The sequence below is a fragment of the Variovorax davisae genome, assembly GCF_030316845.1.
GTDB classification, from domain to species: Bacteria; Pseudomonadota; Gammaproteobacteria; order Burkholderiales; family Burkholderiaceae_C; genus Variovorax; species Variovorax davisae.
On sequence record NZ_JASZYS010000003.1, the window covers coordinates 144061 to 155840 of the forward strand.

The 11780-nt window shown below is 63.4% G+C and carries 19 protein-coding genes; 10 read left to right on the top strand and 9 right to left on the bottom strand.

The genetic code is table 11. The features are described 5' to 3' along the window. Positions 1–103: 103 nt before the first annotated feature. The 3 genes from QTI33_RS08025 to QTI33_RS08035 all read right to left on the bottom strand — a co-directional run bounded on the left by QTI33_RS08025 (position 104) and on the right by QTI33_RS08035 (position 2240). Positions 104–538: a DNA-directed RNA polymerase subunit alpha C-terminal domain-containing protein gene (locus QTI33_RS08025; protein ID WP_286505266.1), complete on the bottom strand. Its 435-nt coding sequence runs from the start codon at positions 536–538 to the stop codon at positions 104–106. A gap of 792 nt (positions 539–1330) precedes the next feature. Beyond that, positions 1331–1705, bottom strand: a complete 375-nt coding sequence (locus tag QTI33_RS08030) for a hypothetical protein (protein ID WP_286505267.1) — start codon at positions 1703–1705, stop codon at positions 1331–1333. A gap of 271 nt (positions 1706–1976) precedes the next feature. After that, on the bottom strand, positions 1977–2240 hold the full coding sequence (locus tag QTI33_RS08035) for a hypothetical protein (RefSeq protein WP_286505268.1): 264 nt from the start codon (positions 2238–2240) through the stop codon (positions 1977–1979). 1333 nt (positions 2241–3573) lie between these two features. Here QTI33_RS08035 and QTI33_RS08040 point away from each other — a divergent pair. Further along, positions 3574–3834, top strand: a complete 261-nt coding sequence (locus QTI33_RS08040; RefSeq protein WP_286505269.1) for a hypothetical protein — start codon at positions 3574–3576, stop codon at positions 3832–3834. 358 nt (positions 3835–4192) lie between these two features. Here the strand turns inward: QTI33_RS08040 and QTI33_RS08045 are convergent, their stop codons facing one another. Beyond that, entirely contained in the window at positions 4193–4318 is a 126-nt protein-coding gene (locus tag QTI33_RS08045; RefSeq protein WP_286505270.1) for a hypothetical protein, read from the bottom strand. 243 nt (positions 4319–4561) lie between these two features. On the opposite strand from QTI33_RS08045, the gene QTI33_RS08050 reads away from it, so the two are divergent. Next, entirely contained in the window at positions 4562–5053 is a 492-nt protein-coding gene (locus tag QTI33_RS08050; protein WP_286505271.1) for a hypothetical protein, read from the top strand. A gap of 498 nt (positions 5054–5551) precedes the next feature. After that, positions 5552–5716: a hypothetical protein gene (locus QTI33_RS08055; protein ID WP_286505272.1), complete on the top strand. Its 165-nt coding sequence runs from the start codon at positions 5552–5554 to the stop codon at positions 5714–5716. A 39-nt stretch (positions 5717–5755) separates the two neighbouring features. On the opposite strand, the gene QTI33_RS08060 is transcribed toward QTI33_RS08055, so the two are convergent. The 3 genes from QTI33_RS08060 to QTI33_RS08070 are packed head-to-tail and all read right to left on the bottom strand — an operon-like array spanning position 5756 to position 6917. Beyond that, on the bottom strand, positions 5756–6061 hold the full coding sequence (locus QTI33_RS08060) for a hypothetical protein (RefSeq protein ID WP_286505273.1): 306 nt from the start codon (positions 6059–6061) through the stop codon (positions 5756–5758). Beyond that, positions 6058–6753 carry an HNH endonuclease family protein gene (locus QTI33_RS08065; RefSeq protein WP_286505274.1) on the bottom strand — a complete coding sequence of 232 codons (696 nt, stop codon included), beginning with the start codon at positions 6751–6753 and terminating at the stop codon, positions 6058–6060. Before QTI33_RS08065 ends, QTI33_RS08060 begins: the two co-directional genes overlap by 4 nt. After that, positions 6750–6917 (bottom strand): hypothetical protein, encoded by a 168-nt coding sequence (locus tag QTI33_RS08070; RefSeq protein ID WP_286505276.1) that lies wholly within the window; start codon positions 6915–6917, stop codon positions 6750–6752. Before QTI33_RS08070 ends, QTI33_RS08065 begins: the two co-directional genes overlap by 4 nt. 106 nt (positions 6918–7023) lie before the next feature. On the opposite strand from QTI33_RS08070, the gene QTI33_RS08075 reads away from it, so the two are divergent. Then, positions 7024–7524 carry a hypothetical protein gene (locus tag QTI33_RS08075; RefSeq protein WP_286505277.1) on the top strand — a complete coding sequence of 167 codons (501 nt, stop codon included), beginning with the start codon at positions 7024–7026 and terminating at the stop codon, positions 7522–7524. A 123-nt stretch (positions 7525–7647) separates the two neighbouring features. Further along, positions 7648–8883, top strand: coding sequence for a class I SAM-dependent methyltransferase (locus QTI33_RS08080; protein WP_286505279.1), 1236 nt, complete (start codon positions 7648–7650; stop codon positions 8881–8883). Positions 8884–8908: 25 nt separating this feature from the next. Here QTI33_RS08080 and QTI33_RS08085 read toward each other — a convergent pair whose 3' ends face one another. Then, positions 8909–9067 (bottom strand): hypothetical protein, encoded by a 159-nt coding sequence (locus QTI33_RS08085; RefSeq protein WP_286505280.1) that lies wholly within the window; start codon positions 9065–9067, stop codon positions 8909–8911. Between the two features lie 259 nt (positions 9068–9326). Further along, positions 9327–9506, bottom strand: a complete 180-nt coding sequence (locus QTI33_RS08090; protein WP_286505281.1) for a DUF3606 domain-containing protein — start codon at positions 9504–9506, stop codon at positions 9327–9329. 144 nt (positions 9507–9650) lie between these two features. Between QTI33_RS08090 and QTI33_RS08095 the strand changes: the two genes are divergently transcribed. From QTI33_RS08095 to QTI33_RS35085, 5 genes are all read left to right on the top strand, one after another. Next, a complete protein-coding gene (locus QTI33_RS08095) occupies positions 9651–10271 on the top strand; it encodes an ATP-dependent DNA ligase (RefSeq protein ID WP_286505282.1) in 621 nt (206 codons plus the stop codon). A 311-nt stretch (positions 10272–10582) separates the two neighbouring features. After that, a complete protein-coding gene (locus QTI33_RS08100) occupies positions 10583–10711 on the top strand; it encodes a hypothetical protein (protein WP_286505283.1) in 129 nt (42 codons plus the stop codon). Positions 10712–10758: 47 nt separating this feature from the next. Further along, on the top strand, positions 10759–10959 hold the full coding sequence (locus QTI33_RS35075) for a hypothetical protein (RefSeq protein WP_353506310.1): 201 nt from the start codon (positions 10759–10761) through the stop codon (positions 10957–10959). 8 nt (positions 10960–10967) lie between these two features. Beyond that, the gene (locus QTI33_RS35080; RefSeq protein ID WP_353506331.1) at positions 10968–11111 is read left to right on the top strand and encodes a hypothetical protein; all 144 of its coding nucleotides are present in this window, start codon (positions 10968–10970) and stop codon (positions 11109–11111) included. Between the two features lie 23 nt (positions 11112–11134). Continuing rightward, positions 11135–11695: a site-specific integrase gene (locus QTI33_RS35085; protein ID WP_353506326.1), complete on the top strand. Its 561-nt coding sequence runs from the start codon at positions 11135–11137 to the stop codon at positions 11693–11695. Positions 11696–11780: the final 85 nt, after the last annotated feature.

Below are 11780 nucleotides of genomic sequence, written 5' to 3' on the forward strand. Positions count from 1 at the left end.
GGCACGAGCTCGTCGTCAAACGTCTTCTCCGGGTGACGCAGATGCAACTAACACCCACCGCACTAGGTCTGGCGAGTGGCGACACTGCGACTACAGCCGCTTTCTAAGGATGTGGGAAGAGGCTAGCTGCGTGATGACTGGTCGGTCTGCGAAAGCCCAATCCGGCTTGCTGCAACGGATCACGTAGCCGCGCCACCGTTCTGACGCCTATGGCGTCGTGGCTGAGCAACTCCTCTTCGTCAACCTCGGCAAGGTCCTCGAGGTAAACGATGCCCAACTCCTTGAGGGCGAAGGAGATGGAAATGCGCATGCCCAGATCGTCGATGGGCATGTCAGGACGTGGTTTTCGAAGGCTGCTTGGCCTTGGCCGCCACACATAGGCTGGGAGGTGGACGGGGGGCGGCGCCTTCCCTTCGGCTTGGGCCTTGGCGTGAGCTTGCTTGGCCTTGTGGATCGCAGCCCGAATACCGGAAAGGCAGGCCACTAGTTCGCTGTCGGGCAACTGGGCCAGGTCGTTCAAGGTTGTGATCGTGTTCATCGGGGGCGTCTCCTATTGCACAAGCACGTACCTTCTCGGGAAAGAGGTGTAGCAGCCCTATAGCAAAAACCCAAGCATGGAATTATTCATTTTTAAAGAAAACTTTTTTGAACTCGCTGTTTTCAATTTCGCAATGAGGAAACAGCGGAAGGGTTAAGAGGGGCCGCCCCTAGAGACATCAAGCGCAATGCGAACAGGAAGCAATTGTTCGGTAGAGGCACGCGCCATCGACCGCATGTGTTAACAGAGACAGGATTTTGTCAACAGTAGAACTCGGGAGTATGTCCATTATTTAATCGCTTTCCCAGTGATCCATCCGAGGTTTTTTTTCGTATGCGCGCGGCTGCAGGCGGCGCCTAGCAATTTCGCTATTGCCAAATTGGCTTATACCCGACAGTTTGCCGGACAGCGCATTAAAGACAGCGCAGTTGATTCATGGAAATAACCAATTCGGTTTCTTTGCGCGGAGCATTGACGATGGCAGAAACAGATCGGCGAGAGTTTTTAAAGGTGACGGGAGGAGCCGCGCTGAGCGCTGTGGTCTCGGGGGTACCCATTGCAAGTGCCGCGCAGGGGCGAGGGGCTGACTTCGACATCAACGCATCTTTTTCGGACTACATGAAAGGCCTCGGAGGTGCGGCGACTGACGGCGGGGGAACAGTGACATTCGTGGGTCGGGATCCCATCGTGCGCAGCCACTTCCGGATCGCTTCCTGCATGGCAATCCCGGCAATGGGGGCCGCGACGGGCACAGCGGCCATCTGGCGCGAGCGCACAGGGCAGCCGCAGGACCTAAAGGTTGACCTGCGCGAATCCATGTACAACGTGAATCCCTTGATGACGCTCATCATGGGTCAACGAAGAATGACGGGTCAGGTCCCACCCGACGACGCCGTCGCGAAGAACTTTTCGTTTATTCCGACGGTAAACGGTCACCGGTACCAAGCGCCGCTCGCGTTTGGAAACCCGCTCTCGTTCGGAATCTTCCCGACAAAGGACAACCGCTTCGTCACGATCACCGGGGTGTACCCTCACCTTCTCGATCGGGCCCTGAAGCTGCTGAAGGTGCCCCCCGACCGGCAGGCCATCGGCAATGCGATCAGGCAGTGGGATTCTGCCGAACTTGATGAAGCAATGGGCCCCTCGCGTGTCATTGGTGCCGTTCACCGGAGCGCACAGGAGTGGGCCCAACATCCACAAGGTAAGTACCTGGGCACCGTGCCCTTGATCGAGATCGTGAAGGTAGGCGACTCAGCGCCAATATGTAATCGCTTCTGCCGCATTTATCCTGATGGTGACCTTCGTGCCGCAAGGCTTCGAGAAGTTTGCCGTCAAGCTAATGCCCCCTCTGCTTGCGCAAGGGGACTGGTCGACGCTTCGAGGCTATCTCTGGTTCGCCACCCGGCGCACCCTTCTCGGGTGTGCGATCGTCGGGGTTTCAGCTGGCCTGTGGGCATGGTTCAATCCTGGTCTCAGCGTCCAAGCGCGGAGCGCGCTCATTGCCAGCTGCTTCGCGCTGCCAGTAGGCGCATTGGTTCATCTCGGGCTCGAAGTGCTCAGCTGCGGGAACATGGAACCCAAAGGCCGAGCCGGCGACCATGGCTTGATGCTGCGCATCGGTCACGCCCATCCGCACGTTGAGGCGGTCGACCAGAATCCGCGCCTCGGCCAGCTCCATCGCCTGCCCGTCGAAGTCCGTCATGTAGTAGCCGCGTTCACCTGCCTTGATCAGAACGATTCGGCGTCCTGGTTCGTTGCTCGGCACCAGCGCATAGCAAAGAACGGGCAGTTTCGACAGCTTCCCTGCCCCCGCCCCCCCAGCTGCTCTTTGGTGAGCCTCGGGAGGTGCGGAAGGAACGGCCGCGGTGAAAGGTGTGTTGGTGATTCGTGTGGTCGCTTCGCTCGTGACTGGCCTTCTGGTGTGGTCGAAAAAATCTGCTCTTCGGTGCCGCCTCGCCGCATGGCCAGTGACAGCCAGGCGCGGGAGGGAGGAGCGACCGGAAGCCGCAGCTCGAAAGCGAAGCGAAGAGACCGGGTGAGGACGAGGACGACAGGACGCGGAGGGATGGCGCTATGCGTCGGAGAGAGGCGGACCGAAGGGCAGATCAGCCACACAGGTGAAGTTGGAGCGAAGCGACCCCGCACGGCGTCGGCGTCGGAGGATTGATTGCAAAGATGGACTTCTGCGGCCCTGCCGGGTCGCGTACGTCAGGGATTGGTGCCCGACAGGGGCGAGATCGGCACGAGCTCGATGCGCGAGCACTGAAAGCCCGGGACGGCTACGCCGGTCGACGCCCAGAGGTTTGCTAGGAGCGACCCGATTCTGGGACGCCTCGCATCGCAGGATCGACGCGACCCAGCGCACTCGGATGTCTGGAAAACCGACTTCCTCTCGTTGGGCCGGGAAGATCTCGGGCCCTCGGCGCGAGTCACTTGCCGAGCCGGCCGCGGCGGCACGGTGCCCACGGCTGGACCTTGGGGGCCCGTCGTGCTCTATGCCCGTCGAATCCGCGAACTGACGCTTTGCCGGCCGCCAAGCGTCGGCGCCCTCGGCGACTGGACGCGGCGATACCCTGCTCTTTCGCTTGCCCTCGCTGCATGACACAGAGTGTCTCGCGCTGGGATCAAGTCGGCGCTCGTGTGCGGGCGACGCTGATCAACGCTATTGCGCCAATCCGAACCGTTTTCAACGTTTGCGCTATTCCCTTGCGAAACTGCGAAACACTCTGGGGCCTGGCTGCGGTGTAAGGGAAGATAGCCACAAGGAGCGCGCTGTCTCAAGGGCTTGACCCGTACTAGCAAAAGTTCTGTCACTCCGCGATGGCGGCAAGGACCCGCGTTCAATGGCGTTGATGACCGCGGAATCGCTATATACCCAGATTACCGCTACTGCTGCGTGATGATCCTTGGCCAAATTAAGTGCCGGCGACACGAAGTGGTATCACATGCCGTAGCCTGTGTTGACCGTGGAGAGCATGCTGGCGAAGGGCACGTAGCTTTGCGCCTTCGATTTCCCTCACTTCTAGGACTGGCTGATGCCTATTCCCGTTAACTCGATCAGGCAAACTTCGCAGCACGACGGGTTGCGAAAAGCCCAGATCGGCACGGTCAACGGGCAGCTGATCGAAGTGGTCACCGGCTTTGACATCTCGCACGACCGCTTTCCCGTGCACGTGTACGCGACGCCGAATGGTGGCGAGCGGACGAAGCTCCCACTGGGTGAGATCTACGGGGATGACGAGCGCAGCGCGTTTGCGAGAGGGTGGCAAGTCGCGAGCGAGTACTTGCGAGTCTGACATCCCGCGTCCCCCTGGAGCGGCCCCGTCGGAGACCTCGAACTGGGTCAGATGGATCTTCCCGCGTAGGAATTCCTCGTACACCAAGTTGAACTGGTGCGCGGTCATACTGTGCCCTCCAAGACCTTTTTGACCGGACTTCCATGACGGACCATGGGCACGGAACCTTTACGAGCGGAGTTCGCTATGCCACCGCGGTAGGCGAGTGGAACGCATTCGTCGAGCGTTTTCGCCGAGGCGAGGAAGTCGAACCGGCTGAACTGCTCGCGAAAATCGATGCTTTGAATCTCGCCTACGCGCGCAACATCGGATTGATTCCTCGGGACGCCGCCCCGAGAAAATAAACATCCGGTCGGACTCATGCGGCTGCTTTCCCGTAGATATTCGCTTCGTGCACGAGGCCGTCGAGATACTGCGGGCGCCCCATCGCGGAGTGGTCGATGACAAAGGCGCGCAAGTCGAGCGCCGAGTTGGCCTCCATCATTGGGGACCGATTTCGGCAGCTGACCGGCAGTTCGCTCTTGCCGCCACTGCGTTTCGCGCACCACATTCGGGACCAAGCTAGCAGGACCTGGGATGTCGTGGACCCCGTTCCAACGGCCGAAATCAGGGCGGCTATCGACTGGGCGCGCGACGAGTACCACTTGGCAGACTGAAATCCCGCTGCGACCTCCTTGAGGTTGAGAAGCTCCGATACGATCCGGGCCCATGAATGAGGACTTGATCGATGCCGCCAACCCCTGAGTACTGCTTCCTTTGGATCGACTGGTGGCCGCTCTGTATGGCGAAGGGAGAGTGGTCGGGGTGGGCGCAAGCCTTCGGCGCGATCCTCGCATTGGCGATTGCGATCTTGCTGCCCGTCAAAGCTAGACGGGAGGAGTGCCGCGATGCCCACGACGTGCTGCTCATCTACGCAGCGCAGCTCAGTACGCTGTGCGCGGAGATAGTTGAAGCCTGCGAGGTGCAGAGCTGGGAGGCCTTCAACGGGCATCGACATGTACTCTTCGACAGCAACGAGATCGCAAAAAGTGTCCCGCTCGCACCACTGCGTGGCGACGCAATCGCCACGTACATGTCTCTCAGAACCTTTGCAATGGCGCTGTACGTGCAATCGGCCGACCATACGCCTGGAGGCAACTGGCTGCATTGGAGAGACCAGTTTCGGTTGTTCCAAGAGGAAATCGCCACTGGCATTCGACTGTTTCGCAAGTCGCGCTGAGTTCACGCTGCATCCTCACGCTGAACAGCGGCCGTTGCGCCGGCGCGGCCGCAACCGTCGTCGGGACCGGTGCTTGGGCGAACTCTCGAGCGCCGCGGCGTGCAGCAATTCGCCCTTCGATCACGCAACTGACGCGCGCCAGGGTGACAAGGCCGCGGGCCTTGTGCCCGCTATAGACCACCCAGAGCCTGCCCGGGCCCGGCAGCGAGGGATCCTGTTCAGGGTTGCGGCGTAGCGATGCGTCGAAGCCCGGGTTGCTGACCGCCCAGCCGGCGCGCGAATCGATCAGCTGCGCGCGCATACCGAGCCGTAGCTCGAGCGGGTCGAACTCGCCTCGCTTCGGACGACGGCGGTCCCCGGAGAAAGCGGCGGCGCACCATGCCCGCTTCGCGGCCAGTTCGCGCCGCTCGAACGCCGGACGGACATATGCGGGGCGCAGCTCCGGCTGCACGTTGCGGCGGCGCGTCATGCTGCAGCCCTCTAAGGCGCCAGCCGTCCGTGCTCGACCAGGTCATCAGCGGCGCGGTGTCGCCGGGGATCATGATCCTCAGGGTCGCCTTCGGCTGGTGGGCGAACAGCTGCGCGGCGTGGTGCAGAACCTCTTCTTCGACCGAGGCGTCGAAGTCGAGCACATTGCGCCAGGCCCCGGTCGAATTGACCTGAAGCTTGCAAGGGCGCGAGGCTTGGGCTGCGGTGTCCATCTCAGCCTGCCAAGCGATGCCGCGTGATGCTGCTGATGCCGTTCGGCAGCGCGTCGGCGTCCGTGACCGTCGTGACGTGGCCCAGGTGCGCGACCTCGGCGTCCGGCGGCACCTCGAGGAACGGCGTGTGCGTCTGGTCCGTGGCCTTGAGGTAGTCGACCTCTACCTTGGCGCTGTCCACCAGCACCGAGGCCACCTGTGCGACGGCACGAGCGCGATCCGGCTCCATCGGGTTGTCGCGGTTGCGCAGGTCGGTCAGGGTGTCGAGCAGGTGCTGGCGAAGCTGGTTGATGTGCGGCATGGTCATGGTGCTTGCTCCTGCGCTTCACGCGCGATGCGGTTGACTTGGCGAGTGATGGCGCCCTTGAGTTGGACGAGGCGGGCCAGATCGGGAGACTTGCTGCGCGGGTGATTGCGCCTGGCGTTCTCGGCCTTGCTGATGCACTCCAGGCGGTCGGCAGTGATCTCGGGCTCCACGAGCGTCTTCATGCCTGGGCGGTAGATCACGATGTGGCCGCGCGGAATTGGGCCGTGTGCGGCCTCCCACACCAGGCGGGCCACCGGCACCCAGCGACGCGCCGGGTAGAGGGCCGGGTCGTCCGTGACCTTGCGCTCCAGGTAGCCGTCCTTGCTGGTCCGGAGCGAGCCGACCGGGACGTAGTTGTGCTGAGCCGCACCCGCCATGGCACCCTTCTTGAACTGCGTTGCCCGGCATCCTTCCTGCACGCCGAGGATGCCCTTCGTCCCCTTGGTCCACGAGGCCTGGCCCTTCTGAAACCGGCTGGCGATCATGTTGGGGTGCTGGTGGCCGCGGGTGACCCTTCCGGACAGGTCGCTGGCCTTGAAGGCGTCGCTCTTTCGGATGCCGAGCTCGACCGCTTTCTGGTGCACCGAACCCACCCGGCGCCCGAGGCGATCCGCCACGTCCTGGGCGCGCATGTCCGGGTACAGCCGGCGCAGTTCGGCCAGCTCGGCCTCGGTCCAGTGCCTGCGCTTCATGCCGTGGCGCCTTGCGAGGTGAGGGCGACAGCGTCGCGAACGGACTCGACAGCGATGCCGAGCGCCTGGGCGGCGGCCGCGCAGGCCTTGTCGTGATCCGGAGTCAGTTCCCGGGCGCGCACGTAGGCGCTCAGGACCTTCTCGATGGAGACGATGGTGACCATCGATCAGTCCCCCGAGCCCTGGAACGTTCTGCGGCGACTGCCTGAGGCCGTTCCTCGGCCTGGCCACCCGCATTCAATGCCGCCTCTGCGCCGGCCGGAGAACCCTGTGAGCCTACTGCTCTCGCCCAAAGTCTGGCTGGCCATCGTTTTTGCCGCGGTGCTGGCCTTCGCTGGCGTGCAGACGGTGCGCGTGTCCGACGGCAAGGCTGAGCTCGCCAAGGAGCGCCAGGAGCGCGCCGAGGAGACGACCGAGCGCGAGCGCATCGCGCGCCGCGCTACCGAGCGCAACCGGCAGATCGAACAGGAACGCACCGCGCTAGCGACGGCGCAGGAAAAGGCAAGAGATGAACAGATCCTCAATATCGACGCTCGTCTACGCGATGCTCTTGGCCAGCTGCGCGACCGCCCCGATCGCCCCGCCGGTGGTGGTGGCGCCGCCGGCAATCCCGCCGCTCAAGCGGCCTGCACCGGCGCCGGACTTTATCGGCCGGATGCAGCTTTTCTTATCGGGGAAGCTGCCGCCGCCGCTCGAATCGCCGCCGAGCGGGACTACTGCCACGAGCGATACGACGGACTATCGGCTGCCGGTGGGGAAGCCCCTCCCTAACCCTAAGCTTCCATCCGCCCGCCCACTGCGCCCCCTGCTTCGGCTGGGGGCCTTTTTTGCGTTCTGGCCCGGCTGAGCGACATGCACTACAGTCCCAGCATTCGACGAGGAGCGAGGAAAGACATGAAGGGGCTGATCAAGGCCACGTTGCGCCCGGTGTGGGCGCCGATCCGACGGCGTTTCGAACACATCGCGCGCGTCCATCAGGCGCCGCTGCTTGAGGAAGCCGCAACGCTGCGGGCCCGGCTGGGCGCCTGCGAACGCAGGCTTGAGGAGGTGATCTCCACCCACAACCACCGTTTGGACGGGCTGGTCGAGAGCGAGGCCGATCTTCGGAAGCTGCTTACGGAGCTCACCGACAAAGTGAAGGCCGTGGCGCCGAACCTCTTCTACGAGGAGCAGATCGCGCGCGAGCTCGCGAACTTCAACGAGGTAACGAACGTCCACGACCTACCCGAGATTTTTCACTACTGGTCAAACCGCTACTTGCTTCCGATGTTCCGTGAGTGCGGGTTCGGCGGCATCGACGAGTTCTACGCGTCGCACTTCGTGAAGGCTGCGAGGCGAGTGGGCGGACACGCTAGATTCGTGAGCGTAGGGGCTGGGAACTGTGACACCGAAATCCGAGTTGCGAAGCTCATGATGGAGATGGGGCTGAGAGACTTTGAACTGGAGTGCCTGGAGCTCAACCCGGTGATGTTGGAGCGAGGCCGGGACGAGGCAGTCTCTGCCGGGCTGGAGCGCGTGCTGCGATTCACCCAAGCAGACTTCAAGGCATGGCGGCCATCGGGCTCCTACGCCGGCGTGATGGCGAATCACTCGCTGCACCACGTGACGAACCTGGAAGGGCTGTTCGATGGAATTAAAAGAGCGCTGGACCCCCGCGGTTACTTCGTGACCAGCGACATGATCGGGCGCAACGGGCACCAGCGATGGCCCGAAGCTCTTGAGCACGTTCAGCAGTTGTGGGAGGAATTGCCGCAGGAGCGCCGCTACAACCATCTGCTGCGGCGCTCCGAGCCGCAGTTCATCAACTGGGATTGTTCGGGTGAAGGATTCGAGGGGATCCGGGCGCAGGACATCCTGCCCCTGCTCCTCGAGCGCTTCGACTTCGAGGTGTTCGTCGGCTTCTCCAACGTCGTCAGCCCCTTCGTCGATCGCTGTTTCGGGCATAACTTCGATGCAGGCTCGGCACGTGATCGTGCATTCATCGATCGCGTTCACCAGATAGACGAAGAGGGGTTCGCGACTGGGAAGCTGAAGCCAACACAGATGCTGGCTGTGATGACTGTCGGTCCAGCTGAGTCGCACCTCTATGCCCGCGGTTTGAGCCCGCAGACGTCGGTCCGGACGCCCTGATTCCGGCGCCCGTCGCCCCTCCGGCTCAGCCGACCGGGTCGGCGTCCTCGTCCTCCGCCGGCCCGTACCGTTCAGGAACGAGATACCTCCCAAACTCGTAGCCTCGTAAGTTGGCCTCGATCCGAGCCGAGTCCCAATCCTCGAAGAGCAGGACGGTTCCATCGGGGAGCGTCAGCTTCCACATGGCGCCTCGGGGAAGCGCTACCGTGAGCTGGCAGGCCTGCGCAGGCCAATTTTCGCGGCTGTCCGAGCGCGCGCGCGCCGGCCCTCTGCCACGCCCAAGGCGGTGGTCTTTCCCCGCGGCGCACCTCCGGCGGGCTCGGGTCTCGGGGTCGCCCGCTTCGCTAGTTTCCTCGGCATGGTGGCCAGGGAGGCGGCCAGGCGCGCCGTGTGCTCATCGAACTCGGGCTCGCCGGGGCCCATCTTCACAGCAGCTCGGCCGGTCATGTTCTTCCGAAGAGGTACTCGCGCACCTTCTCCGCCGAGTTGCCCACCGCGGCCACTGCCGCCCTCAGGGTCTCCTCGTCGACCCCCAAGGCCTCAGTCCAGCTGCGGACCTCGTGAGGCTCGTTCAGCGCGATCAGCTTCCGATCGACGCCGGTTTTCTTCGGGTCATCTGCCATGGCGATCTCCTTCGCTAGTCGAGCACGCTGCTCTTCCCAAGCCAGTTCCAGGAGAGTCTCGGTCCAGTGCTTAGGCGGGGTCATGGGCCATTTTGCGCGTTCTTCTGACAGTCAATGCCGCACCCTGTTGGCACCGTTTACTCCATGGAGCTCTCCGACTACCCGCCTATGCTGCTCGACGAGCGACCCCTCCCATTGACCGCCCCGGGGTGGATCTACGAGATTAAGTACGTTGGCTACCGGCTCACGGCGATGTTTGGCGACGGGGAGTGCAGGCTACGCACGCGCGGTGGCGGTAACGCAACGCTCTGGTTCCCGGAAGTGACCAAGTCCTTGGCTGCAGTCCGCGGCGGCCCCTACATAGTCGATGGCGAAATCTGCGTGTTCGACGAGATCGGCCGCGCGGACTTCGATCGGCTGCATGCCCGCGCGCGCCGCCGCCGCTGGTTCGAAGGCTGCGACCCCGTGGGCTATGCAGTCTTCGACCTGATGGTCGACCACGGGATCGACATCACCCAGCACACGCTCCTGCAGCGCAAGGCGCTCCTCGGCGAGCTGCTCGACCACAGCCCCGACAACGTTTTGCCCGTCGGCCACTTCGATCAGGACATCCCGCGTATCTTCAACGACGCCGTACTGGGCCTGAAGCTGGAGGGGCTGGTCGCCAAGCGCGAGGACAGCATCTACCTGCCCGGCACGCGCACCCGGGACTGGGTGAAAATGAAGCGGCAGGGCGCGGTGCCGGCGGAGCGGTTCAAGCGGTAGCTATCACCGCAGCGCTGACATGGGAGTCTGGCTGACTCCGATGCCCACCCGGTAGGAACACTGTCGGCTTAAGTACCTAGGACCCAATGGCCCGCAGCTGGTCTGCTCCTGGCGCAGTACGCTGGCGGGACCCTGACCTCGCGGGAGCTCTCCTGCGCGACGGGGCTTGCCTTCGGGGAAATCCTGGTGGAATTGGGCAAGCGCGGCCTGGCGCTGCCGTGCGTGAGTCCGAAGCGCACGCCCGCCCAGGACTCATTGTTGGAACGTGCGCTGCGAGGTGCTGAATGAGTTCAGCCGACAAAGGAAAACAGATGGGCAAATTGACCGTACGGACTGCTGACGGCTCACCGCAGGTCAATTTGACGCCGCTCAAGCGCGATCACGCGCTCCTCGACCCGGCCCAGCTGTCGGACATGCCGAGGAAGCTGCCCACGACCTGATGGCCGAGGGCGAGTCCAGCAACACGCGGGCGTCGTACCGAACGGCGATGCGGTACTGGGCTGCCTGGTTCGGTGCACGCTACGGCCGCCAGATGGATCTGCCCGTGTCGGTCCCGGTGGTCGTCCAGTTCATCGTCGACCACGCCGAGCGCTCCACCAAGGCCGGGCTGGTGCATCAGCTGCCGCCGGAGATCGATGCCGCACTGGTCGAGCCGGCTTCAAGGGCAAGAAGGGCGCGCCGGCGCTGAACACCGTGATGCACCGGATCTCGGTCCTGTCGATGGCCCACCACCTCGCCAAGCATCCCAACCCCTGCACCGACTCGGCGGTGAAAGCACTCCTGAGCAAGACCCGCAAGGCCTACGCCAAGCGCAACGCCACGCCGCACTGCGCGCGCTGACCAAGGAGCCGCTCGAAGCGGTACTGGAGACCTGTGACGACTCGCTCAAGGGCAAGCGTGACCGCGCCCTCCTCCTGTTCGCTTGGTCGTCAGGCGGCCGCCGGAGATCGGAGGTGTCGGAGGCGGTGTTCGAGAACCTGCGCCTCGCCGATGAAGGTGGCTACCAGTACACGCTGGCCAACTCCAAGACGAATCACACCGGCAAGCTGAAGCCCGAGGATACGAAGCCCGTGATGGGCATGGCCGCGGAAGCGATGGAAGCCTGGCTGAATGCGAGCGGGATCACGTCAGGCCCCCTCTTCCGCCGGATCAACAAAGCCGGGCGCCTGGGCGAGGAGGCCCTCACCGGCACGGCCATCCGGGACATCGTGAAGGCGCGCTGCACGCTTGCCGGCGTGGGCGAGGACTTCTCGGCCCACTCGCTGCGATCGGGCTTCGTCACGGAAGCCGGCCGCCAGAACATGCCGCTGCAGGAAACCATGGCCATGACCGGCCACCGGAGCATGGACGTCGTATCGGGCTACTTCCGGGCTGGCGCGGCGCAGGTGAGCCCGGTGGCGCGGATGATGGATCCGAAGAAGTAAACGCTATTTCGATTTGGTTTTCGCCGCCGTATCGTAGGCGGACTACGAGTCAAAATAAAATCTTGCAGTTATTTGGCAATGTCTG

Excerpts from the sequence above, each read along its gene's own strand:
- QTI33_RS08040 (WP_286505269.1), top strand. The coding sequence starts at position 3,574 with ATGCCTATTCCCGTTAACTCGATCAGGCAAACTTCGCAGCACGACGGG.
- QTI33_RS08065 (WP_286505274.1), bottom strand. The coding sequence starts at position 6,753 with ATGAAGCGCAGGCACTGGACCGAGGCCGAGCTGGCCGAACTGCGCCGG.
- QTI33_RS08025 (WP_286505266.1), bottom strand. The coding sequence starts at position 538 with ATGAACACGATCACAACCTTGAACGACCTGGCCCAGTTGCCCGACAGC.
- QTI33_RS08060 (WP_286505273.1), bottom strand. The coding sequence starts at position 6,061 with ATGACCATGCCGCACATCAACCAGCTTCGCCAGCACCTGCTCGACACC.
- QTI33_RS08080 (WP_286505279.1), top strand. The coding sequence starts at position 7,648 with ATGAAGGGGCTGATCAAGGCCACGTTGCGCCCGGTGTGGGCGCCGATC.
- QTI33_RS08070 (WP_286505276.1), bottom strand. The coding sequence starts at position 6,917 with ATGGTCACCATCGTCTCCATCGAGAAGGTCCTGAGCGCCTACGTGCGC.
- QTI33_RS08050 (WP_286505271.1), top strand. The coding sequence starts at position 4,562 with ATGCCGCCAACCCCTGAGTACTGCTTCCTTTGGATCGACTGGTGGCCG.
- QTI33_RS08085 (WP_286505280.1), bottom strand. The coding sequence starts at position 9,067 with ATGTGGAAGCTGACGCTCCCCGATGGAACCGTCCTGCTCTTCGAGGAT.
- QTI33_RS08045 (WP_286505270.1), bottom strand. The coding sequence starts at position 4,318 with ATGATGGAGGCCAACTCGGCGCTCGACTTGCGCGCCTTTGTCATCGAC.
- QTI33_RS08095 (WP_286505282.1), top strand. The coding sequence starts at position 9,651 with ATGGAGCTCTCCGACTACCCGCCTATGCTGCTCGACGAGCGACCCCTC.
- QTI33_RS35080 (WP_353506331.1), top strand. The coding sequence starts at position 10,968 with ATGCACCGGATCTCGGTCCTGTCGATGGCCCACCACCTCGCCAAGCAT.
- QTI33_RS08035 (WP_286505268.1), bottom strand. The coding sequence starts at position 2,240 with ATGACGGACTTCGACGGGCAGGCGATGGAGCTGGCCGAGGCGCGGATT.
- QTI33_RS08090 (WP_286505281.1), bottom strand. The coding sequence starts at position 9,506 with ATGGCAGATGACCCGAAGAAAACCGGCGTCGATCGGAAGCTGATCGCG.
- QTI33_RS08100 (WP_286505283.1), top strand. The coding sequence starts at position 10,583 with ATGGGCAAATTGACCGTACGGACTGCTGACGGCTCACCGCAGGTCAAT.
- QTI33_RS35075 (WP_353506310.1), top strand. The coding sequence starts at position 10,759 with ATGCGGTACTGGGCTGCCTGGTTCGGTGCACGCTACGGCCGCCAGATG.